The sequence below is a fragment of the Zavarzinella sp. genome, from assembly GCA_041399155.1.
Lineage (GTDB): Bacteria > Planctomycetota > Planctomycetia > Gemmatales > Gemmataceae > JAWKTI01.
The window spans coordinates 506,082-529,580 of sequence record JAWKTI010000001.1 but is presented as its reverse complement, the minus strand read 5'-3'; the positions used below and the strand labels follow the sequence as shown (position 1 = coordinate 529,580).

The following is a 23,499-nucleotide window of genomic DNA, read 5'->3' as shown; positions in this document are numbered from 1 at the left end:
GAGATTGCTCGCGAATGTACCCCAGTCCGGACTTTATCGATCGACAACTGGCGTTTCTCAGCAGCGACTTGCTCGCTTTCCTTCCGGAAATCGTTCTCGCTGCCACAATTGTGGGGCTGTTGTTACTCCGGATTGTTACGAACATTGCTGTTCATGCGGGCTATCTTGCCATCCTTGGCGTGGGCAGTGCGTTAGCAATAGGCATCGCCCAATGGTGCGGCGTTTCTGCCTTGTTGCCCCATAACGCTCATGCGGGTGATTCGATCGCCATCTTCTCTAACTTTCTGGTTCATGACCAGTTTGGCCTGTTGATCCGCATTGGCCTGCTTGGCTTTCTCGTGGTGGTGCAAATCCTTTGTCTGATTACCCACCTGCCAGACCGCCAGGAATCGATTGAGTTCTCTGTGCTCCTCTGCGGTTCTACTCTGGGCCTGATGCTGATGAGTTCCAGCAATCATCTGATGATGATGTTTCTGTCCATAGAAATGGCCAGTTTACCAGGCTACATCCTTGCTGGTTTTGCCAAAGGCAGGCGGGCTGGTAGCGAAGCCGCGATGAAGTATGTCATTTATGGTGCCAGTGCAGCCGGGATTATGTTGTATGGCATGAGCCTGCTGGTGGTAGCCACTGGCACGGCGTCGTTCCCTGAAATCGCCACCCACGTGGGGAATCTGGAAGGTGATTCCAGCCCACTGTTTTACATTGGGGCGTTTCTGGTAATAGGTGGCTTGATGTTCAAACTTGCCGCATTCCCGTTCCATTTCTGGCTGCCAGATGTCTTTCATGGTGCCTTTGCGGAAATTGGTTTGTTTCTTTCTGTTGCTTCCAAAGCAGCTGCACTGGTGCTGTCACTGCGGTTTCTATTTGCACTCACTGGTTCATCCGATGGCTCATTCCATCAGACGCACACAAACATTGCATTAATGTGGACCAGTATTGCCCTGTTGACTACCACTTTCGGCAATCTTGCCGCACTGGGCCAGTCCAACATCAAGCGACTGCTGGGTTATTCTACCATTGCCCACGCGGGGGTGATGATGTTCGCAGTGTTACCATTCAACCGCGTCGCGTTGGTCCCACTGATTTACTACCTGGCAGCATACCTACTAACCAACCTGGGGGCATTTGCTGTGGTAGCGATTGCCCGCAAATCTTTACCAGGCAGCAACATTCAGGACTTCACCGGGCTGATCAAAAAATCGCCCATCCTGGCAATTTCCATGACCGTTTTTCTGATGGGACTCATTGGACTGCCACCACTGATGGGCTTTGCCGCCAAGTTCCATGTGTTTGCCAATCTCTACCATCTATCGAACCTGCCAGGTTTCCGTGGTGCCATCCTCAGTGATTTCTTTTATGCCACTCTGGTGTTGTTAGCACTGAATACTGCAATCAGTGTGGCCTACTACCTGCGTGTCATCAAAGTGATGATGCTCGACGAACCAGCCAGTAAAGAACCAATTGTCATTAACCTCCCCGCACGTGCCTTGTTGTCAGTGGTCGTCAGCCTTACTTTGGTATTCGGTATCTTCTGGAATCCGATCACCCAGGTTGCCCAACGCACAGAAACAACTTTCAAACAGCCTGCCCTGAAAACCCTTCGGAATTCGCAACCATGAGCAGTGCCCTGGATGACCTTGAAACAATATTTTTGCGGGAACGGTTCAGTCTGCTGCAATATGCCCGCAACGCTCTGCCTTATGCAAAAGCCAGTGAACGGCCATTGGTTGAGCAACTGAATCAACTGGCAGATTCCACATTGTCCGAAGTGCAGCAACTCGAGCAATTTTTGCAGGCGGAAAGCGATCAGTTTCGTGCAGGTGGCAACTTCCCTGCATCGTTTACGAATTATAATTATCAAACCATCAAATCTCTCCTTCAACGGGTGCTTGAGGACTATCAAACACGTTGCCAAAGTTTCACTGAAAACGGTCGCCACGTGGATACCGCCCCACAGGTAGCAAAGTGGCACCAGCGGCTGCAGGAAATTCAACAACGCACACTGACCGAATTGCAGAACCTGGTGGCAAGTTGCAATAAGCGATCCTAAGCATGGAAATTTTTCCACGCACATAAATATATATCCACCTTGCTTCTGTTTGTTGTCATTTTCCAACTGAAAATCCGAGAAATTTCGTCACTGGCATCGTTGCAAATTTCTAACCTGCAATGATTTACAACAATTTTCCGATTTTTTTGACAATCCAGAAAAATAACAATCAAACGACAATCAGACAACCAATATACTACGTGTGCTCCAATTGTGTTAGTCGTTAAATCAGTGGCAGTAGGTCATTGCCGTAGGTGAATTTGGAAGCACAGTACATCATTCATTCAAAAAAACGTAGCACCATATCCGTCCAGAACAGCCCAGTAAGTGTGCTGCCGGCAACAAATGATAGCGATCTCATTTTTGTGCTTGTAACAAATTTCAGCTTCACCCCTTGCCATGGTGCTAAGATGATTCGCAGCAGGAAGCAGGCGGAATATTTCCCTTGACCAAACCGATTCACCTTAAGTTCAAAGTTACGCCACAACCCACAGAGACTACCTGTGGGCCTGCGGTCCTGCATTCCATTTACCGTTACTGGGATCTGGAAATCAGCCTGCCCCGCGTGCTGCGCGAAGTCGAACAGATGGATGGTGGGGGAACTTATAGCGTCTACCTGGCCCATGATGCCATTAAACGGGGCTTGCGTGCCCGGATCTACACCTGCGACCTGCAACTTTTTGACCCCAGTTGGTTTGCTTCCCGCACCATCGACCTGCGGACAAAATTGTGGCAGCAAATCAAAGCAGGACACTTAACAAAGCGTTTGAATGTTCACGCACGTGCATATCTGGATTTCCTCGATGCAGGTGGGGAAATTCTGATGCGAGAACCTGCCACGTTACTGATCAGCCGATTTTTACGGCAGCGGATCCCCGTCATCGCTGGATTGTGTAGTACATGGCTCTACCGCTCGACCCGCGAACGGTGGCACAACGAACAATCAATTCCTGATGACATTACCGGCACGCCCACTGGGCATTTTGTAGTGGTGCATGGTATTGATCCCACCCGCAGGCGATTTGACATTGCAGATCCACTGCTGCAAAAACCGTTTCCGGGTCGGCACAATTACGATGTGCCAATTCGACGTTTCTTTAATGCTTTAATGTTGGGAATTATGACGAACGATGCAAAATTGTTGGTGATCGAGCCTCGATCCGAGGATGGCGATGCCTGAGAACCTGATTATTGTCAATCGGCTGGCCGATTGGCCGCACCGAATAGAAGGTGCCAGGGTGGTCCCTGCCCACCAGTACCTGACCAGCACCGAATACGATTCTGATCTGAACGCCCGCGTGTTCAATTTGTGTAAATCGTACACCTATCAGAGCGTGGGATATTACGTTTCGTTACAAGCAGAAGCACGTGGGCATCGCCCCCAGCCGGACATTCTGACAATTCAGGATATGAAAGGCCCTAACGTCTTACGACTGGAGCACTTACACGATTTAATCCAGCAGACACTTCGTCGGATCCCGCAGGATTCTTTCGAATTGTCGATTTATTTTGGCCGCACGCTGGCCGAACGGGATCGACAGTTGGGGCGTCGTATCTTTGGGCTGTTTCCCGCACCGTTGATCCGGGCATTTTTTCGTAAATCCAGCGATGGCTGGCGGTTAAAATCGGTGCGGCCAATCCCCACCGAGGAAGTACCGGAAACGCACCACCGTGATCTGATTGTTTCGGCAGAGCAATTCTTCAAACAGCGTCGCGTTCAAGGGCAGACGATGCCTAACTTACGCTGGTCATTGGGTTTATTGATCGATCCGGATGAAAAAAACCGCCCTTCGAACAATAAAGCGATTGAAAAATTCATTAAAGCGTTCCGCGATCAGGATATTTTTGCGGAATTGATTACCAGCGATGATTTTGGTCGGATCAAGGAATTCGATGCATTGTTCATCCGCACCACCACATCGGTGCATCATTACACGTTCCGTTTTGCCCGCCGTGCGGCCCGCGAAGGGTTAGTCGTCATCGATTCACCGGAAGCAATCGTGAGGTGTGCCAGCAAGGTATTTCTGGCGGAACTGCTGGAGCGACACGATATCCCCACCCCGAAGACGATGGTGGTACACCGCGACAATCTGGATCAGTTAATCCCCACCCTGGGGCTGCCGTGCGTGCTGAAAATGCCTGATAGTGCGTTTTCACTGGGTGTCAAGAAGGTTTCTACCCCCACGGAAATGCTGGCACAAGCGAAATTGATGCTGGAAGACAGCGCCTTAATTGTGGCACAGGAATTTTCGCCCAGCGAATTCGACTGGCGAGTAGGTGTGCTGGATGGGAAGGCGATCTATGTTTGCAAGTACCATATGGCGGATGGCCACTGGCAGGTGATCAACCACCAGAAAGATGGTGAAACCGATTACGGCATTGTGGATACCTTGCCCGTAGAAAAGGCCCCTAAAGCGGTGGTAAAACTGGCAGTGCGTGCCGCAAAACTGATTGGTGATGGCCTGTTTGGTGTGGATATCAAGGTGGTCGGCGGGAAACCGGTGATTATCGAAGTAAATGATAACCCCAATATTGATGCGGGTTTTGAAGATGCCCAACTTGGGGATTTCCTCTACGATCTGATTGCCACCGCCTTTGCACGTCGGCTGGAAAATCAGGAACATGGCAAACGCCCGCGTCGACGTCGAGGTTCCTCATGAAATATCATCTCTTCGACGTGGGACTCCTTTCATGAAAGGAAATGTCGGAATGAAACTGCAAAGAATGGTGAAACTAGCCAATCGCTGCTTAGAAATTTCAGTTGATTTCCTGACCTGGCAATTGACCAAATGGAATACACCGCTTGGTTTCGTAGCGAGACATGGTGCTGTATACTTTTTTATTATTGGTATTGGTATAGGATTTATTGCTATTAAGCTTATATGGCCTCAGTCGTACACAATTCTTGTAATAGTTGCCAATGTACTCTTCAGTATCGTTGATCCTGTCGGCGTGATATTGTTTTATCTTGGCTTTGAATTAATTGTTCCTTTTCACCACCTGTACACCTTCATAGCCAGCGATTTGCTCTATCTCACACTGATTTGGTCCGTGATCGTATTTAGAAGGCGTAGGCATCGTACGCAACTGACTCATAACAAATAAATTTTTTGGATATTGGACACCGTTCCTTATGAAATATCATCTCTTCGACGTGGTGGGTATCGAACTGGAATATATGGTGGTCAATGCCACGTCCGGTGCGGTGGTCCCTGCGGTGTTTGATCTGCTTGCCGATGTGAATGGACAGCCCAGCAGCGATTGGGAACACGAACCGATATCGTGGTCGAACGAACTGGCTGCCCACGTGGTTGAATTCAAAACAACACAGCCACAGCCCGCAATTTCCCCACTGGTGGGGGCATTTCATGCAGAAGTTCAGCGGGCCAACCAGTTCTTACAAGATCGTGGGTGCTGCCTGCTGCCGACGGCAATGCACCCCTGGATGGATCCCACCGTCGATTCTGGGTTATGGCCGGGTGAAGGCAGTGAGATCTATCAGACATTTGACAGACTGTTTAATTGTCGCTCCCACGGCTGGCTGAATCTGCAATCAATGCACATCAACCTGCCGTTTACTGGCGATGAAGAGTTCGATCGTCTTCATTCGGCAATTCGACTGGTGCTGCCGTTGTTGCCAGCGTTGGCTGCCAGTTCCCCTTACAAAGAAGGCAAGGCAACGGGATTTTACGATAGTCGCCTGCTGCACTACCGCACGCACTGTGCCCAGATTTCTGTGCTGACGGGCAGCATTGTTCCGGAGCCAATTTCCAGCCAGCAGGAATATGAAGACGTGGTCTACCAGCCAATCCGTGCGGCACTGCCCACGTTTGATCCCAGTGGCACACTGCGGGCAGAATGGTCCAACGCACGTGGGGCAATTGCTCGCTTCGATCGTGGTTCGATAGAAATCCGGCTGATTGATCTGCAGGAAAACCCACGCATGGATCTGGCAATTGCCACGCTGGTGGTAGAAACTGTCAAGCACCTGATTGCGAAACACTCTGCACTGGAAATGAGGCAAATACCTACAGATCAACTGGTTACGCTGTTTCAACACACAATCCAGCATGCAGGTGCCACCACATTCAAAAATGAAAACTTGATGAGAATTTTTGGAGTGACCGCCTCCTGCACCGTCTTGGAATTGTGGGAACAGCTTTCCCAACAACTTGTGGCACAAAACAATAGTCCTGTGCTGGCATTTCAGGAAGAGTTGGAAATCGTTTTCCGCCACGGCACGCTGGCAGAGCGACTGGTGCACGTATTAGGCACCCAGCCCAGCCGCACCCAATTGCGTGATACTTATCTGGAACTGGCCGATTGCCTGCACCGTGGGCTTGCTTTTCTGCCCAAGGTGGCTGGAAAGTGATTACCGACCCGACTGTGGGCCGGGGATTGCCAGCGGCGAACCACCCGGACTGAACTTCAGACCAGGCACCACGTTCATCTGATAGTCAGGCGGGATCGCACTGCCGGTGATCCCCGCCTGAGGATAGCTTACTCCTGCCTGATAGCCACTATTCATATGCAACTGATGCACAATTCCGGGTGGGGTTCCCTGGCAGTAAGGCATGCCATTGCATGCAGATCCGGAAGCGTGACCAGTGCATTGGTGCCCGTGGATGCCGCAAACGCCTGTACCACAATCACTTACAGCCCGAACAGGGCTGGGCAATCGTTTCCAGCGATATTGATATGGGTTCACATAAGCCTGAACCGATGGACGGTAAGCAGGAATGACGCATGGTGTCTTTCCCGTTGTTGAGCGATAATGCAGGAAATCTGCCCAATTATGGTGGTGGCACGACCAACTTCCGTGGGTACCACAACCGTGGCAGCCACCGTAGCCCGCATCGCAGGAATCGCCCATTTGCGGATAACTTCCCATCGCTGGGTGCGTTCCCACTGGTTGGCTGGGGGGCAGTTCCGGTGTGACGATTGGTTGCGACAATTTTTTAGGATCAAGATAGGCACCCGGCTGAATACGCGATGCCACCACACTGACGCGGTGGGGAATCCCCACCTGATTGGGCATCATGTACCGATCCAGCGACGTGGTGGACTGATAGGAAATCGGTTGAAACTTAGTGTGGGAAACCTGCACCACTGTGGGGTGCTGGTTCATCGTGGTCGTCATCGCGGGGTAGCGATCCCCACTGCCAGGCGGTGTGGCAAATGCAGGCACAATGGTGCCCACGGATAGGACTATCGTCAGTGATCGGAGGAAGATCATGAAAAACCCTCTAACTGCAAGAATGTAGGATTTTATCGACAATAGCGATCGTTCCAGTTATGAGAATGGTGCAATTACCCCACCTTTTTCGGGTGGGAAAAGAGTAAAACAGTTACTTTTTGCCCACAGCGCCTATTTTGTTACAAGAATAAACACGACATGAAAGTTAATTATATGAAATATGATTATATGTAATGTTATTTTGTGGCAGGTTGCCCACAGAGCACGCTTTCCCGAGGTTTGGTATAATCTAGGCATGTGGTGAACTGCCTGATCGCAACAGGTACGACCAGACCACCCAATCCGGAGTGCTCAACATGCCCAGAATCTTTGTCAGTGCAACCACCAAAGGGTTGAAGTCCTATCGTTTAGCTGTTGCAGAAAAACTTCGCAGCCTTGGCCACGATGCCGTACTTCAAGACGAGTTCCCAATGGTGCATACTAAGATTGCACCCATGCTTGCCGACCAGATAGCCCCCTGTGACGCCGTTGTACTGCTCATCGGCCCGGTATTTGGAGCCAAACCAGCAGACTGGCCAGAGGATCTATTCTGGCGTTCTTACACACAACTGGAATACGACATTGCGCTGGAAATGCAGAAGCCTGTTTTCCGCTTTATCGCCACAGATGATTGTCCACTCGATCCCTACGACAAAGCCGAAGATCCACATCATTATTTGCAAGTAGAGTACGTTCGTGGTATGGCGGACTTTCTCTTCTGGACATTCGATTCACAAGAGAGCCTGCTGCAATCAATCGACAAATCGTACCTCTCCGGGTTTTCCTGGCACAACATGCCGTTCCTGCCGTTAGGTTCGCTGTTTAAAGGTCGCAATCAAACTCTCACAGATTTGCACAGCACTCTCGTGAAAAGGTCTGTAAACAAGGCAGTTATTACGGCAAATCAAGCCATTCACGGCTTGGGTGGTGTCGGCAAAACTCGCCTTGCGATCGAGTATGCCTATCGCTTTGCCAGCGAATACTCAGCGAGACTCTATGTAAAAGCGGACACCCCAGAAAGTCTTCGAAGCAATCTTGCCAACCTTATCACTGTTTTGAAACTAGATGTACTCCCAGAACAACAGTATGAAGCAGTAAGACATTGGCTCCGTTCGACTGCCCGCTGGCTGTTGATCTTTGACAATGTGGACACAACAAAGGCGAAAGATGCCGTTGATGCAGAAGTCATCAATCTTACAAATGGCCATGTATTAATCACTTCGCGAATGAGTAGTTGGCAAGGGGTGGCAGAAGAAGTAAAACTGGATGTTCTTGATGAGCAGTCGGCTGTCGAATTCCTGATGGAACGTACTGATGGAAAGCGAAGTAAGCTGCAAACAGATGATGCCGATGCGAAGCAACTGGCTGATGATCTTGGGTTTTTACCGTTGGCACTGGAACAGGCTGGGGCATTTATCGCCACCAACGCTATCAGTTTTGGGACGTACTGCGAACGCTGGAAGAAGCATGAAGACAAAGTTCTCAACTCAAAAATTGAGTTGCTAGGCAAGTATCCACACAATGTCTACACAACTTGGTCGTTGACGTTTGAGGAACTCAGTACTGATGGCCGTGGATTGCTGCACACCCTTTGTTGGCTCGCCCCAGCACCGATTCCGGTCGAAATGATACTGAAGATTCAGAACGAGCCAAACGAATTGGTCATTGATGCCGAGGACGGGATTGCAAATCTGGTAACATATTCCCTGCTTTCGCGCACTGAAGACAAACGCAGTGTTTCAATGCATCGACTCGTGCAGGAAATCACCGAGTATCGCCTGCCGGAAGAGGATAGACTCGGCTGGCTGGAACGTAGCTTGAAGATGGTGAATAGTTTCTGCGTCGGTGAACCGCACGATGTACGGAATTGGCAAGATGTTTACACACCAGCCCGACCGCACCTATTCGCAATCACCGCTATTGCGGACAAAGCGAACCTCGCTTATCCCACTACTCGATTGATGAATGACTTATCGCTGTATTTGCATGCACGATTCGAGTGGACTGAGGCCGAGCTATTGATAAGAAGGGCACTCGAAATTGATGAACAGAGCTTTGGGCCAGATCACCCCAATGTTGCCAGAATTCTAAACAACCTGGCGATGTTACTGAAGGATACGAATAGGTTGGCTGAGGCCGAATCGCTGATTCGGCGGGCACTCACCATCGATAAAAATTACTTCGGAACCAAACACTCAAACGTCGCTAGAGACCTCAACAACCTGGCTCTGATACTGGAAGCGGCAAACCGTCTAGCCGAGGCAGAGCCACTGATGAGAGACGTGATCAACATCCTTGAAAATCTAGATGGTAAACCATTTTCAGACTATACTGCCGCAATCAACAATCTAGCGAAGATACTGCAAGCGACGAATCGGTTGAATGAAGCTGAACTTCAGATAAAACTGGCCCTGAAAATTGACGAATTGAACTATGGCCCAGACCACCCTGTCGTTGCCATCGATCTGAACAACTTGATGACCTTATTATATGAAACGAATCGCCTGAACGAAGCTGAACCTCTGATAAAACGGGCCCTGAAAATTGACGAACTGAACTATGGCCCAGACCACCCTAATGTCGCCAGAGACCTCAACAACTTGGCTGAGTTATACAAGGCAAAGAACCGGTTGTGTGAGGCGGAGCCGCTCTGTAGACGAGCGTTGGAAATCTGGGAGAAAAAGCTAGGTGAGCATCACCCACAAGTCGCGACAGCTTCGAACAACCTAGCTCAGTTACTGCAATATACCAAACAGCTAACCGAAGCCGAGCAACTCTATTGTCGGGCTCTGGAAATCTGGGAGGAAGCGTTAGGTGAGCATCACCCACAAGTCGCGACAGCTTTGAACAATCTGGCTCAGTTACTGCAGGATACTAATCGGTTGGCCGAGGCCGAGCCGCTGATGCGGCGGCACCTTGTGATCTTCTTCGTCTTCAAATTCCGAACCGGGCACCCGCACCCACATCTGCAATCCGCGACACAGAATTACACCCTCTTGCTCCAAGACATGGGCCGCACTGAATCAGAAATCGAGCAAGCCCTGGCTGAGGTGGTGGCTGAAGCCAGCCATAAAGTTGATTCATTCGAACAGTAACACTTTCTGTTGCACCTTCCTAAACATGTGGACGGTGGCACCTGTGGCGCCTGTTTTCCCAAAGCCGAATTCCCCCTTTTGTGGGAATTCGGGCTGTTCTGTTTATCATGTCTCCTATTTCAAACTTACTTGGGAGTCCCCCGCCAGCGCCTCTACGATATCGGTACACATTAGGCTTCGCTCCATCTCATTCTGCATTCCTCGCGTTGAAATGCTGCCACAAGAATGTACAGTTGCAATTTTTTCCAAGGTTAAAGTCAAAAGCATCCCTGAATCTGGAGTTCATTGTCCTACATAGCGATGTGTGGTACAATATGATTGAGCTTCGCGTCGGCTCTGGACAGGCTCATTAAAAAATACCGACGCATTCTACTATGGCAGATGCCCGTTTGCGGCATGCAATCGCTTTTGAAGCCGCCAGGCTGATGTACGAGCGAACCGAAACAGAATACTTTAACGCGAAACGCAAGGCAGCCCGAATCATTTGTCGGGGCAACGTCAAACCATCCGATTTACCAAAGAATGCCGAAATTCGGGATTTGATCCTGCATCTGGCCACGCTGCATGAGGGTGAATCGAGACAGGACCGACTTCGCGACATGCGTTTTCACGCACTGCAGATGATGCACCTGTTGCGGTTATTTAAGCCGCGTCTGATCGGCAGCGTCCTGACGGGGCATATCCGAAAAGGATCGGATATTGATCTGCACCTTTTTTCCGATTCCGTTGAAGCAATCACCGCGATTCTAGAAGATCAGTGCCTCCCTTACGAGGTGGAGCGAAAGGAAATTCGCAAGAACAACGAAACGCGAATCTTTACTCACATCCATGTCCGCGATCGCTTTCCGGTGGAACTGACTGTATACGCCGAGGATCTCTGCCACTTTGTCTTTAAAAGCTCGATCACTGGCAAAGCAATCGAACGTGTCAGCATCCGAGAACTTGAGGAGTTTCTAAGTAAGGAATACGAAGGGGTTGATGTGCAGGATGAATTGGAGAATCAGGCACATGAGGTCGATCGGTTTCTGCTGTTCCAGATGCTACTTCAATCGCTGGAAAATGTGAAGCAAAACCCGAAATATCACCCGGAGGGTGATGTTCTGTACCATTCCCAGCAGGTATTTGAACTGGCCCGCCGCGAAAGACCCTGGGATGAAGAGTTCCTGCTGGCAGCCCTGCTGCACGATGTGGGCAAAGGGATCGACCCTGGAGACCACGTTAACGCTGGTCTGGAAGCACTGGACGGGTTGATTACCGAACGGACAGCCTGGTTGATTGCGCACCACATGGACGCACTGGCCATAAAAGATGGGTCACTTGGGATCAAAGCCAGAAAACGGCTCGAAGAACACGACGATTTTGAAGATCTGATGCTCCTCCGCGAATGCGACACTAATGGTCGCATACCCGGGAGACCGGTCGATTCGCTCGAAAATATGCTGAACTGTCTGCGGCAGTTAGAACAGGAATTGGGTGGATAAGCAGCCGCCTTCATTGAGCGGGCACCTGGAATGTTATCATTCATCGGCAAGTAGTTTTTCCAGCGCTTGCAGGCCAGTCATCCCCGTTGTAATCCCACGTTCGTGGGCGTCAGCGCTCACTTCGACAATCACCGACTGAAAAAGGTCCTCTGGTTCTTTCAGTGGCAGTTCTGGAGTACCGCGGGCAATTGCCAGGATCATACCAAAGCGGGTTGCAACGGCACAATCGTACAAGCCACAGGCGATGATTCCTCGATCGGTATGGATGGCACAATATTGCCCACCTGGCCAGCGATAACTGCTACCCAACACTGCCCCATGTGGGGTCTGCAGTACCTGCTGGCGAAACACGAGCCGGGATAAACTCATTAAATCCTCACTAATATTCGGTGCGTTGCCAGAACTAACAGTTGTTATAATGAACCTGATACCAGATCCACATTAATCTCCGGCGGAGACGCACCTGATGTTACCCAAGTTTGCAATATTGACACTGCTTTTGACTACCCCATGCATATTTGGACAAGACCTGCGACTGAATGGGCGGATTATTGGCAAAGTAGAATCGGGTGGGGATATCCGCCTAGATGGGAAGATTGTGGGCAAATTTGAATCGAACGGTTACATCAGGGTGCGTGGCAAGCTCACCGGAAAAATTGAATCGAACGGCTATATCCGGAAGGATGGCCGATTAGTGGGCAAATTAGAAAATAATGGCGACGTTCGAGTGGATGGCAGAATTGTTGGCAAAGTGGAAGATAATGGCGATATCCGGAAAAATGGTCGAATCATCGGTCAGGCGAAAGGTGTGGAAAAGTCCTATGCAGCCGCACTTTTCTTCTTTGGGTTCTTTGAGGGAGTTCTGAACAAGTAATCGCCGGAAATGAAAAAGGCTCCGGAAAATCCGGAGCCAACGTAGTACAGAATTACTTGATGTGTCAGATACTTAACACAAAGAATCTCACAAGTTAATTACTTAACTTCGAGAATCTTGGGGATTTCGCTGACAATCTTTTCGATTGCTTTTTCGTTCAGTTCGCCAGCTTTGAAAGCGTGGTTAGCTTTCACGGTGCGAGCGCGGTACAGAACCACGGTTACATCGCTGTCTTTAGCAACGTTGTAGCCTTTGGGGCCTGCGGGATTGTCAATGCTCAGCACGCACTGTTTCAAGCTGGCTTCTTTGGCTGCTTTCTTCAGTTCGGCTTCCATTTCAGGAGAATCGCTCAGGAACACCACGAAGCTGCCCATGCTGGCTGCTTTGTTGGATTCGGTGGCGGCATCAATTTTCTTGACCAATGCCATCAGCTCAGGGGTGTTTTTGCGAGCAAAAATCATGGCAACAGGTGCATTGCCGTTCTTGCAGAACAGGCATGCTTTTTCGCCAGCGTCTTCACCGTTGATGTTTAAAGGGTGGAAAGGACCGGGGACTTTTTCGCCAACTTGAGGGCCGGACTTCAGTTCGGCTGCGTTCAGGTTGCTTGCTGCGAACAGCACGATAGATGCGGTGATTACGCTCAGAAGCTTCTTCATTCCAACAACTCCTCTAATTTCAAGATATCGCTGGTTGTCGCCACTTCCGCAGTGACTAGAGAGTACATTCAACCAGCCACGATCCTGTGCGGCACTTAATTGCCTACATTTTGTTGTAAGCAGTTAGACGCTCGCACCAATAGTATATTCAGTGGCAAGTTTGAAAATATTACAAAAAATTTGGAAAGCCGAAGGCAATTGATGAGATTGCTTTAATTAATTGGCTGCTTTGTCGAGCAAGATCACGGCTACCACTGCAATGATTACAAGCACATTCATAATCACGCATATACTGCCAAGAATGTAGCCTGCTAGAGTAAGACCCTTACCATCAGGATCCATTCGACCCTGTTTCATTTCAGCAAGATCATTTTTGCCCATAATCCAGGCAGCAATACCAAAAAAACCACAGATTAGAAATCCAAGCAGACCAAATACCAGAATGATCGCTCCACGGTGGGGTTGCAGACTCCTTCGTGGGCGATCATCGTAGTCGTCGTAGTCATCATCATCATAGTCGTCATATCTTCGCCTTCGACGTGGGGGCAAATCGTCATATTCATCGTCGTCGTAATCACCATCACCGTAGCCACGTACTTTTGCCATCGATATCAACCTCCACGTTCTGACTGCGAGTAAACCAGTGAAAGAAGGGACCTACGAATTAATTTTTACTGCCATCCCAAACTATTTCGATGGTACAGCACGCCCATTTTGGTAACAACCGGGTTTTCAGCGAAAAACCATTTTTCATTACAACAACTGTCAAATTGTGTGGTTTGATTGGTTCTAGCTTGTACTCCTGTTGGTGCGTTCTTATAGCACTCACACCAAATTAAACGAATATTAATGGAATTTAGTTCACTTATTTTTGGATATTATTCCGATTTTCTTTTAAAATTCACCAGAAAATTCGTCGTAAGTTCTTATTTTTGAATGACTTAAATAAATTTTCCAATTTGTGAAACTTTGTGCATCAATTGGAAGTATTTCTCTTGTGAGTGGTGTCGCAAAATCACCATTTTGCGTGGGTCAAACGGGTAAACAGGGACCTGAAGAGTCCCAATCAGCCCCACTACCACAGTAAACGCACGTGGGTAGTTTCACCGCATTCTCATGAGTTTACGCATATACTGGTGCGCGTAGTGGTCAATTTTTCACCTTGGAGGTTCAAATGAAACATTTCTGGCTTTTCGCACTCTTCTCCACATTGTGCCTGGGCACCACTTTACCTGCTGCCGACTGGTTGCGTTTTCGTGGACCGAACGGTTCTGGCGTGGCACCCGATGCCACACCCACCCCAAGTAAGTGGAGCCCCACCAGTAACCTGGCCTGGAAGTTGAAATTGCCTGGCCCAGGTTCATCCTGCCCCATCGTGGTGGGCGACAAAGTATTTGTAACCTGTTGGTCGGGTTATGGCACCTCCCGCACGGAAACCGATCAGAAATTGCTGAAACGCCACCTGGTGTGCGTCAACAAATCGACGGGCAAAATCGATTGGGATGTCAGTGAACCTGCCGAACTGCCTGAAGACCGCTACGGTGGGATGTTTGCAGAACATGGTTATGCCTCCCACACACCGGTTTCGGATGGAAAAGCTGTCTACGTGTTTTACGGCAAATCTGGCGTCTTTGCTTACGATTTGGCAGGTAAAAAACTGTGGAACACCAAAGTGGGCTCTGGTCTCGATGGCCGCAATTGGGGTTCTTCTTCCAGTCCTGTGCTGTTCAAAGACCTGGTTATTGTTCCCGCCTGTGCGGAAAGCCAATCTCTCGTGGCACTGGAAAAATCCAACGGCAAGAAAAAGTGGGAAGCCAAAGCAAGTGGTTTTGCCAGCACCTGGGGAACACCAGTGATTGTGGGTGAAGATACCGACAACCCACAGATTGTGATTGGTGTGCCTTACGAAATCTGGGCGTTTAATCCGGAAAATGGCAAGTTACGCTGGTATGCTGGTGGTTTACCCACCGATTCTTACTGTTCCAGCGTGGTTTCCGATGGCACAGTCGTCTATGGCTTTGAAGGCCGCTCTGGTGGTGCCATTGCGATTAAAGCAGGTGGCAAAGGGGATGTTTCTCAAAGTGGGCTTTTATGGAAATCCAGCGACCGAAACCGCATTTGTACCCCTATCGTCGTTGACAAACGCATCTATTATGTTTCCAGCCGCACCGCATATTGCGTGGATGCCAAAACCGGCAAGAATATTTACTCCGAACGTCTCAGTGGTGGTGGCACTGGTGGACGACCCACAGCAGGTGGGCGTGGGGGTCAGGATTATGGTTCACCCGTTGCAGCAGATGGCAAATTGTACTTTATCACCCGCTCTGGCGATGCATACGTGCTGAAACTGGGCGACGATTTCGAACAACTTGCTGTCAACCGTGTTACTACAGATACCGAAGATTTCAGTGCCACACCCGCCATTGCGGATGGTAAAATTTATATTCGTTCCAGTGCCCACCTTTATTGTGTGGCAGAAAAGAAGTAACAGCACTGTAACTATTGGATGGATCGTTCCCCATCTCTCGCTAGGATGAGAAAAGTCATTTAGAAGGACAAATCGATGAACAGTTTTCGTGTATTACAGGATCGTCGTCAGTTGATTCGAAGTGCGGCTGTGCTGGGTGCAGCCTGGTTTGTGCCGGGTGCATTTGCAGAAGAGCTATTACGCACTGCAGCGTTGACGGAGGGGCCGTTTTATCCAGATAAATTACCCCTGGATACGGATAACGACCTGTTGAACATCAACGATGGATCAACACCGGCCTTGGGCACAGTGACCCACCTTACTGGGAAGGTAATGACGCAGGCTGGCACCCCACTGAGAAACGCTGTGGTGGAAATCTGGCAGTGCGACAACAACGGTGCCTACCTGCATAGTGGTTCGGACAATGGCATGAAGCGGGACAAGAACTTCCAGGGCTATGGCCGGTTTCTGACCAACAGTAAGGGGGAATATTACTTCCGCACCATTAAGCCAGTGCCATATCCGGGCCGCACCCCGCACATTCACTTTATTGTGAAGCAGGGAACGAAGCGGCTGTTAACTACGCAGATGCTGATTAAGGGCGATCCCGGAAATGAGCGAGATGGTTTATTCCGCCAGATCCGCGATGCCAAATTACGCGAAACGCTGCTGGTTGATTTTAAACCGATCAAAGAATCGCGAATTGGTGAGTTGGCAGCCAATTTTGATATCGTGGTGGGCGTGACACCAGATGAGAAGAAACTCCCACCGAAGCGTGGGTAGTATTGGAAACCCTTACTCAACCCGCAGTTGCGTTCCTGCAGGTACAGGCAAAGTGGGGTCGAGGCTGGGGTTCAGATCGAGCAGTCTCTTCCAGTAATTCCCATTGCCATAGATTCGTTCGGCAATGCTACGAATACTTTCCCCGCGGGAATCGTTCACTGTGTAGATATTTTTCTGGCTTTTCATCGGCTGGCTGGAACCAATGGGTTCTGGTGCCGGCTTTTCAATCGGTTCAAACTTCGGTGGGGTAATTTCCGGCACCTTGGGCGTTTCTGCCGGTGCTGGCTTTACCGTCGGAACCGTTTCATTGCTGCTGGTGCGGCGAATATCCGGATCGTCGATCAGGCCGCCGAATTTTTCTTCCAGCACCCAGATTGGTGGGATGCGGATGATTCCATCCTGTGCTTTGTTCCCTTCGCGATTGTAAGCCTGCAGTGCAGCAGCATACTTCTCCGTATTGAAATATGTCTTGCTCAGCGACGTATAGTTATCGCCTTTTGCTGGCTTGTGCCAGTCTTCTTCAAAGGTATCTTTCTTAGCACCTATTGTGGGCAACATTGGAGAAACCGCGGGTGTCACAGTTACTTTCGGAATGCCCGTATTGTCCGGCAGCTTGGGTGTTCCCACTTCTGGCAGCATTGGAGAAACCGTTGGTGTTACAGTTACTTTCGGAATGCCCGTGTTGTCCGGCAGTTTGGGTGCTCCCACATCCACTGCGGGGATCTTGGGCTCCAGTTCCGGTACTTTGATCTCCGTACCGGGCAGTTTCGGTTCGGTTGACCCACCACCTGGTAGTGGGGGCAAGCCGGGTACTGTCAATTCAGCAGGCACAGTTGACTTTGGACTACCCCCACCGAGTGAAGGTGGGGTGACATCGATTTTCGGTGCTGCTTCCGGCAACGTGGGCAATTTGGGATCACTAGCTTTACCAGGTTCCGGCAATGTTGGCAGCTTGTTTTCCAGGCTCGGCGGTGTGGGTTCCGGCAGCTTGGGAATGCCCATGCCTGGAGGTGGAGGTAATTCTGGGGCCGGTGTTGCCGTCGGTGGAAGTTTGGTATCGTTATTGAAGCCGGGCAACTTAATTGTTGGTGGTTCCACCTTAATTTCAGGTGGTGTCGGTGCTGCGCCGGTGCCACCTGGTAACGGGGGCATTTCCACTTTCGCCGGTGTCACATCCAGCTTGGGTGGTGCAATCTCGTTCCCACCAGGTAATGGTGGTAAGGAAGGTACTTTTACTTCAGTAGCAGGTGATTTGATCGGTTCTTCTGCACCCGCTGGCAGAATTTTGAATTCTGGAACCTTTGGGACGTTGAAATCAGGTAACTTACCCGGTTCCACTGGTGGGACGCTGGGCATAGTGATCGATGGAATCTCTATTTTAGGTTGGGTCAACGCAGGTGCGGGTCGTAATGCCAGTTCATCCTTGCCGTTGTTGGCGGCTGGGATCACGGGCATTCCGAGATCTTCCGTCAGACTGCCTGGCTTGGGCTTCGTAGCAGGATTTTCTGCTGCTGGTGGGTTTGAAGCAACCGGTTTTGCCACATTCGCTTTCGGTTCGGTGGTACCAACAAATTCTTTGGCAGTATAGACCCCACCCACCAGTGCCACCAGAGAACCACCTACAACAACTGCGAATCGTTGTTTTTCGCTTAACTTCGCCCACCAGTTCTTTTTGGGAGGTGCAGCAACAGGCGTTTCTGCAGGTTTAACAATATGACTATTGACCGGGTTATTCGGTTCCACGGGATTTAAGAGGTCAGACATCCTTTTCTCCTTGCCACCCGCAATTTCGCACTGCGCGAACGTGGGTTGCTACGAACTTCATCCTCAGTTGCACTGATCGGTTTGGGAGTCATTGATTCCCAGAATTCCCGATTTCTGAATGCATGTTTGACCGCACGATCTTCCAGAGAATGAAAACTGATCATTCCCACGCGGCCATTTTCCTTGATCCACTGTGGCAGGCAGGCGAGTAAACGCTCCAGCGAGCCTAATTCATCGTTCACGGCAATCCGCAATGCCTGAAAAGTCCTGGTGGCTGGGTCAAACGACCTGCCAGGTTCTTTGGGCACACAAGTTCGGACTAATTGTGCCAGTTCCAGGGTGGTGCGGATCGGTTTTTGCCGTCGCACCTCCACAATTTTTCTGGCAATTCGCCTGCTTTTCCGCTCTTCGCCATATTCCCACAAAATACGGGCGATTTCCTGTTCATTTTCTTCTGCCACAATATCTGCAGCAGTTTTGCCGATACTTTTATCCAGCCGCATATCCAATGGGCCATCTTTCAAAAAACTCATCCCACGGTTCGGGTCTGCCAGTTGATCCGAACAGAACCCAAGGTCGGCAAATAAACCGTCAATTTCCGTAAGTTCCTGTCGATGCAGGATTTCCGGCAACTGATCGAAGTTTGCCTGCACAAAATGCACCTGTGGGTAGTGTGCCAGGCGTTGTTTTGCCACCATCAGCATGGTGACATCCTGATCCACGGCAATCACTTTTCCGTGCGGGCCAACCCGTTCAGCAAGTGCCATTGTGTGCCCACCGACCCCTGTGGTGGCATCCACCCAGGTTTCACCCAGTTGGAGGTCGAGTAAATCTAACGCTGTTTCGACCATTACCGAAACATGATGGATTCGATCTGGAGACATAATTGAACTAGGGTATTCGGTCAAGGGCGATTTCTGTGGAGTGATTGCATTGGGCAATCTGGCGACTTTCCCATTACATTGGGGGGTTACCCATAAGATACAAAACCAGAGAAGTTGCCGTCCAGAATTGTAACTTACAGCACAGGATACTGCACGATGAAATTAGGTTATGTCACCGCACTTTTCCCGGAATGGACTTTAGAAGAACATCTTTCGTTTGCGGCACGCACTGGCTACCAGTGTGTGGAAGTAATGTGCTGGCCGGTGGGAAAGGCCGAACGACGCTACGCGGGGGTGACCCACATCGATGTAGCAACCCTTTCCGAAGCCAGAATCCGCAGCATCCAACGCTCGTGCATTGCCACGGGGGTTTCGATATCTGGCCTGGGATACTACCCCAACCCACTCGACCCAGACCCCCAGGTGCGTGCGGATGCTGCCCAGCACATCATCAAAGTGATTGAAGCCGCTGCGGCACTGCAAATTGGTGTGGTGAACACCTTCATTGGGCGTGATCCCAGCCGGATGGTGGACGATCAGTGGCAGGAAATGCTCGATCTGTGGGGGCCAATTGTGGATTTTGCCAGCAAGCACCAGGTAAAAATTGGCATCGAAAACTGCCCGATGCTCTTTTCCCGCGATGAATGGCCAGGTGGTAAGAATCTGGCCACCACGCCAGCGATCTGGAGAAAGCTCTTTAACTCCTTTCCTGGTAGAACGTTAGGACTGAATTTTGACCCATCCCACCTGGTGTTTCAGCATATCGATTACCTGCGGTGCATTCGTGAATTCGGCGAACGCTTCTACCACGTGCACGCGAAGGATACCCGCATTGATCCCGACCGGATTTATGAAGTGGGTTCGATGGGGCTGAAGTGGTACACGCCCAAAATCCCTGGTCTGGGCGATGTTCAGTGGGGCCGGTTTTTCAGCGAGTTAACCGATACAGGCTACCAGGGTGCCGTGTGCGTCGAGGTGGAAGACCGGGTGTTTGAAGCTACGCTGGAAAGCAGAAAACAATCGCTGGTACAAAGTTATCGGTACCTGCATCAGTTTTTTGCGTAAATCTAATGAGTTTCCTCTCATTTTCATCATTCCCATCTTTCAACGCCAGCAAAACAGATCACGATCCCACGTTGGGGAACGGTGCTGTACCATTTCCAGCACCATTTTGCCGATCGTGGGTGCGAATTTAAAACCATGTCCTGAAAAGCCACCCGCAACAATCAAGTTGGGCCAGTCCGGATGGTGATCAATCAGAAAATGCCGATCCGGTGTCAGCGTATATAAGCACACCTTACTTAGGTGGGGCTTTCCACTGATCCCCGGCAACCACTGCTGCAAAAAGTTGATCGTTGTGCTGGCATCATCAGGCATTCCATGCCGATCATCAGGTGGTGCCAACAGTTCCGGTGCTCCGTAGTGCTGTGCCACCTTCACACCAAGTTCATCAATCATCGGCATACCATAATAGATTCCCTGTGGGCTATCCACCAGGAAAATCGGAAACTGATCTGGCTGATAATTACCCAAGGGAAAATCCAGAAACCAGTGCATCGTTTGCCGCATTACCGTCAGTGGAAGACTGCTGCCAAGTTGCCGCATCAGTCCCCGCAGCCAGGCACCCGCACACACAACTAGCTGGGGTGAAATGCAGGTGCTGCCATCCTGAAAATGCAGTTCAAACCCATTGTCTGTAGGCAGAATCTGCTTGAGAACTGCGTTTTCGACAAACGTGGCCCCGGCCTGGGTTGCTTTGGCTTGCAGCACATTCAGGCAATTTTCGACATGCAGAATGCCCGCACGGTGCTCCAGTACGCCACAAAAATCATCCGGGATGTGAAATTGTGGGAAACGCTGCATCAAATCCGGTGCTGCAAGCTGTTCTATTGCAAGTTGATGTTGTTTGGCAGAAGCCATGACACCCGCAACCAGGGCACCATCCGATTGGCCAATGTTAATGCATGGACTGTGGGTAAGAAGTAATTGCCCAGTTTCCTGTTGCAGTCTTTCCCACTGCTGAAAAGCGTGCTGCACCATCGGCACGTAGGTGGGGTGTTCAAAGTAGGCAGTTCGAATGACCCTGCTGGCACCGTGAGAGCTGCCCATCTGGTGGCCAGAAGTGTATTGCTCGAAAACTACAGGGCGCAAACCAGCCTGAGCCAGTTGCCAGGCAATGGCACTGCCCATGATGCCCCCACCGACGACCGCAATTTCTGCAACCTGCTTCCCCATTCATCCCACCTGGTATTGCTTTTCGTCTATTCTAATTGCCAGCAGCGAAGTGGGAGTTGCTGGGAACTGCAGATGAGTTGTTTGTTCCTACGTCGTAATCATGAAAGTCTCCTCATTAGTGAAACTATATCCATGCTAATAAGACGCGTGATTTGAGAAAAAGATTGATGAAAATAGATTTTTTTGGAAAAAATATCGTTTCTTGTCACTTCAGATACAGTTTTTTTTCGCGAATATACACCGCGACGGCGTGGGGGGTCTGAAATCGCAACGATTTCCCCAGGCGGGCACGATTTCGCAAGTCGGTGCTCGAAAATTCCACCAATGGCATCTGGATCCACTGAATGCTTCGCTGGCTTTCCGGTGGGAGACCGATTTTGGTCACCAGTTCTTCTGGTGAAATTGTCTCCTGACCCGGACGCGCCACCACCAGCAACTGGGCCATCGTTAAGATTTTGGCAGGTTCCCGCCAAGTAGGGAACTCATTCAGGCTATCCTGACCAATAATCAGGTGCCAGGAATGTTCAGGATGCATCGTACACAGTTTTTCCAACGTGGCGTAAGTATAGCTGGGGCCGGTCATTTCCGCTTCGACCGTGCTGACGCGAAACTGTTTTTCCAGTCCCGCAATCGCAAATTCCAGCATTTCGACCCGCCGATCAAAAGAACTGATCACCGCATCCAGTTTGTGGGGTGGCCTGGCACTGGGCATCAGCCATACCTGATCCAGTTGTGCCTGTTCCAATGCCTGTTCGGCCATCAACAGGTGGCCAAAATGCACCGGATCAAACGTACCACCGAGTATTCCAATTTGCATTCCCTTTCCCCACAGCAAACAACAGCAGATATTCTATTGCTGGGCAGTGAAGGTACAGGAGAACTAACTTTTAGTAGGGTTCTGCGTGTGCAGCGAGGCGTAATGGAATGCCGTATAATGCGACAGTAGAATGAAATTTTTGTTGCGTAGTTGCTTGTGTTAGAAGCAGACAACTGAGTTGATTTCAGGTTAGTGGCGGAGGCAACTTGGTGAGCAAGGTTAAAGAATGGTTCGAAGAGGCTCTTACGATTTCAGATCCTGGTGAACGTTCTCAGGCTATGTGCGATCTCGCGTTCGACGCTGAGCAAATGGTCCGTGACGGTAGCAGACAGGAAGCTATTGAGTTATTCGAGTTACTGATAACCCTCGACCCTCATGACGATTTGATGCACCCCGCGATTGATGCTGCGGAAAAGAACCTTATTGCATTAGGTTATCGTGTATTACCTCCACTTCAGGAGCTAATGACAAAACTACAAGACCGATTCATCCATCAATCTGAACGAGAACAGCTCGTTGCGGTCGCAACCGCACTCGTACGCGAACATGGCACTCGGGCCGAATCATGTGGTGTGGCAGCTGAACTGCTAGCGCGTGCTGATGCGATTCGCCCACTCGCGGGCAAGGAGTTGAGGTTCAGGGCGGAGGTTCTTCGTCAGGTTCAGCAAGACGCCGAACAAAACGCTGAAGCAGAAAGTGGAGAACAATAGTTTTCTGGTAACTCTGTATATGATTTGGTATTAACATAACAACACCGTGAAACGATGGATGAGCACCGCAAAAACGCCTATCGCTACCTAATTTTGAAGGCATTTCTCGAAATTCGGAGTATTGAGTGGCACACTTATCGACCCTTGCGGTTTCTCAACCTCTTTGCAATAAGTCGTACCAGAAAACAGATCTCGCGTGCAGGGGCGTTAGCTGATTGGTTGCACAATTTGGCAGCATTCACATGCAATGACTTCCGCAATTTTGACGAGGAATGGTTCTGGCGAGATTATGAATCGATGGTGAATCGCCATGGCGACCCGTCTAACTATCGTGAAGTTTTCGATCGGCGTCTGCAAGAAATTCGGGCAGACAGCTGACACTTACAATACGCCGCAGATTCAAAAATTCTTTTCACAATTGTATGCAGTTGAGCACAGCTGGTAATA

The 23,499-nt window shown here is 50.0% G+C and carries 21 protein-coding genes; 13 read left to right on the top strand and 8 right to left on the bottom strand.

The genetic code is table 11. The features are described from left to right. Window positions 1–14 precede the first annotated feature (14 nt). The 6 genes from R3B84_02285 (at window position 15) to R3B84_02260 (ending at window position 6,422) form a co-directional block, all read left to right on the top strand. Window positions 15–1,619: an NADH-quinone oxidoreductase subunit N gene (locus tag R3B84_02285; protein ID MEZ6139376.1), complete on the top strand. Its 1,605-nt coding sequence runs from the start codon at window positions 15–17 to the stop codon at window positions 1,617–1,619. Continuing rightward, window positions 1,616–2,050 carry a hypothetical protein gene (locus R3B84_02280; GenBank protein MEZ6139375.1) on the top strand — a complete coding sequence of 145 codons (435 nt, stop codon included), beginning with the start codon at window positions 1,616–1,618 and terminating at the stop codon, window positions 2,048–2,050. Before R3B84_02285 ends, R3B84_02280 begins: the two co-directional genes overlap by 4 nt. Window positions 2,051–2,495: 445 nt before the next feature. Beyond that, window positions 2,496–3,230, top strand: coding sequence for a cysteine peptidase family C39 domain-containing protein (locus R3B84_02275; GenBank protein ID MEZ6139374.1), 735 nt, complete (start codon window positions 2,496–2,498; stop codon window positions 3,228–3,230). Next, on the top strand, window positions 3,223–4,710 hold the full coding sequence (locus tag R3B84_02270; protein ID MEZ6139373.1) for a RimK family protein: 1,488 nt from the start codon (window positions 3,223–3,225) through the stop codon (window positions 4,708–4,710). Before R3B84_02275 ends, R3B84_02270 begins: the two co-directional genes overlap by 8 nt. A 49-nt stretch (window positions 4,711–4,759) precedes the next feature. Continuing rightward, on the top strand, window positions 4,760–5,155 hold the full coding sequence (locus R3B84_02265) for a hypothetical protein (GenBank protein ID MEZ6139372.1): 396 nt from the start codon (window positions 4,760–4,762) through the stop codon (window positions 5,153–5,155). A gap of 28 nt (window positions 5,156–5,183) precedes the next feature. Further along, the gene (locus R3B84_02260; GenBank protein MEZ6139371.1) at window positions 5,184–6,422 is read left to right on the top strand and encodes a glutamate-cysteine ligase family protein; all 1,239 of its coding nucleotides are present in this window, start codon (window positions 5,184–5,186) and stop codon (window positions 6,420–6,422) included. On the opposite strand, the gene R3B84_02255 is transcribed toward R3B84_02260, so the two are convergent. Continuing rightward, window positions 6,423–7,286: a hypothetical protein gene (locus R3B84_02255; GenBank protein MEZ6139370.1), complete on the bottom strand. Its 864-nt coding sequence runs from the start codon at window positions 7,284–7,286 to the stop codon at window positions 6,423–6,425. Between the two features lie 317 nt (window positions 7,287–7,603). On the opposite strand from R3B84_02255, the gene R3B84_02250 reads away from it, so the two are divergent. Beyond that, a complete protein-coding gene (locus R3B84_02250; protein MEZ6139369.1) occupies window positions 7,604–10,381 on the top strand; it encodes a tetratricopeptide repeat protein in 2,778 nt (925 codons plus the stop codon). A gap of 374 nt (window positions 10,382–10,755) precedes the next feature. After that, window positions 10,756–11,862, top strand: coding sequence for an HD domain-containing protein (locus R3B84_02245; GenBank protein MEZ6139368.1), 1,107 nt, complete (start codon window positions 10,756–10,758; stop codon window positions 11,860–11,862). Between the two features lie 36 nt (window positions 11,863–11,898). On the opposite strand, the gene R3B84_02240 is transcribed toward R3B84_02245, so the two are convergent. Further along, window positions 11,899–12,231, bottom strand: a complete 333-nt coding sequence (locus R3B84_02240) for a DUF1805 domain-containing protein (GenBank protein ID MEZ6139367.1) — start codon at window positions 12,229–12,231, stop codon at window positions 11,899–11,901. Window positions 12,232–12,328: 97 nt separating this feature from the next. Between R3B84_02240 and R3B84_02235 the strand changes: the two genes are divergently transcribed. After that, window positions 12,329–12,736 (top strand): polymer-forming cytoskeletal protein, encoded by a 408-nt coding sequence (locus R3B84_02235; GenBank protein MEZ6139366.1) that lies wholly within the window; start codon window positions 12,329–12,331, stop codon window positions 12,734–12,736. Between the two features lie 98 nt (window positions 12,737–12,834). On the opposite strand, the gene R3B84_02230 is transcribed toward R3B84_02235, so the two are convergent. Together R3B84_02230 and R3B84_02225 are read right to left on the bottom strand one after the other, a co-directional pair. Beyond that, window positions 12,835–13,392, bottom strand: a complete 558-nt coding sequence (locus R3B84_02230) for a hypothetical protein (GenBank protein ID MEZ6139365.1) — start codon at window positions 13,390–13,392, stop codon at window positions 12,835–12,837. Between the two features lie 216 nt (window positions 13,393–13,608). Further along, window positions 13,609–13,998, bottom strand: a complete 390-nt coding sequence (locus R3B84_02225; GenBank protein ID MEZ6139364.1) for a DUF4190 domain-containing protein — start codon at window positions 13,996–13,998, stop codon at window positions 13,609–13,611. A 568-nt stretch (window positions 13,999–14,566) separates the two neighbouring features. Between R3B84_02225 and R3B84_02220 the strand changes: the two genes are divergently transcribed. Together R3B84_02220 and R3B84_02215 are read left to right on the top strand one after the other, a co-directional pair. Beyond that, window positions 14,567–15,880: a PQQ-binding-like beta-propeller repeat protein gene (locus R3B84_02220; GenBank protein ID MEZ6139363.1), complete on the top strand. Its 1,314-nt coding sequence runs from the start codon at window positions 14,567–14,569 to the stop codon at window positions 15,878–15,880. Between the two features lie 75 nt (window positions 15,881–15,955). Next, on the top strand, window positions 15,956–16,642 hold the full coding sequence (locus R3B84_02215) for a protocatechuate 3,4-dioxygenase (protein MEZ6139362.1): 687 nt from the start codon (window positions 15,956–15,958) through the stop codon (window positions 16,640–16,642). A gap of 12 nt (window positions 16,643–16,654) precedes the next feature. On the opposite strand, the gene R3B84_02210 is transcribed toward R3B84_02215, so the two are convergent. Next, window positions 16,655–18,406 carry a hypothetical protein gene (locus R3B84_02210; GenBank protein MEZ6139361.1) on the bottom strand — a complete coding sequence of 584 codons (1,752 nt, stop codon included), beginning with the start codon at window positions 18,404–18,406 and terminating at the stop codon, window positions 16,655–16,657. Then, complete coding sequence (rsmH, locus tag R3B84_02205; protein MEZ6139360.1) at window positions 18,391–19,290, bottom strand: 16S rRNA (cytosine(1402)-N(4))-methyltransferase RsmH; 900 nt, start codon at window positions 19,288–19,290, stop codon at window positions 18,391–18,393. Before rsmH ends, R3B84_02210 begins: the two co-directional genes overlap by 16 nt. Before the next feature lie 156 nt (window positions 19,291–19,446). Between rsmH and R3B84_02200 the strand changes: the two genes are divergently transcribed. Further along, window positions 19,447–20,355 carry a sugar phosphate isomerase/epimerase gene (locus tag R3B84_02200; protein MEZ6139359.1) on the top strand — a complete coding sequence of 303 codons (909 nt, stop codon included), beginning with the start codon at window positions 19,447–19,449 and terminating at the stop codon, window positions 20,353–20,355. 39 nt (window positions 20,356–20,394) lie between these two features. Here the strand turns inward: R3B84_02200 and solA are convergent, their stop codons facing one another. Continuing rightward, window positions 20,395–21,525, bottom strand: coding sequence for an N-methyl-L-tryptophan oxidase (gene solA, locus R3B84_02195; GenBank protein MEZ6139358.1), 1,131 nt, complete (start codon window positions 21,523–21,525; stop codon window positions 20,395–20,397). A 205-nt stretch (window positions 21,526–21,730) separates the two neighbouring features. Beyond that, on the bottom strand, window positions 21,731–22,342 hold the full coding sequence (gene nadD / locus R3B84_02190; protein MEZ6139357.1) for a nicotinate-nucleotide adenylyltransferase: 612 nt from the start codon (window positions 22,340–22,342) through the stop codon (window positions 21,731–21,733). A 209-nt stretch (window positions 22,343–22,551) separates the two neighbouring features. Here nadD and R3B84_02185 point away from each other — a divergent pair, with 209 nt between their 5' ends. Then, the gene (locus tag R3B84_02185; GenBank protein ID MEZ6139356.1) at window positions 22,552–23,052 is read left to right on the top strand and encodes a hypothetical protein; all 501 of its coding nucleotides are present in this window, start codon (window positions 22,552–22,554) and stop codon (window positions 23,050–23,052) included. The last annotated feature ends 447 nt before the right edge of the window (window positions 23,053–23,499 follow it).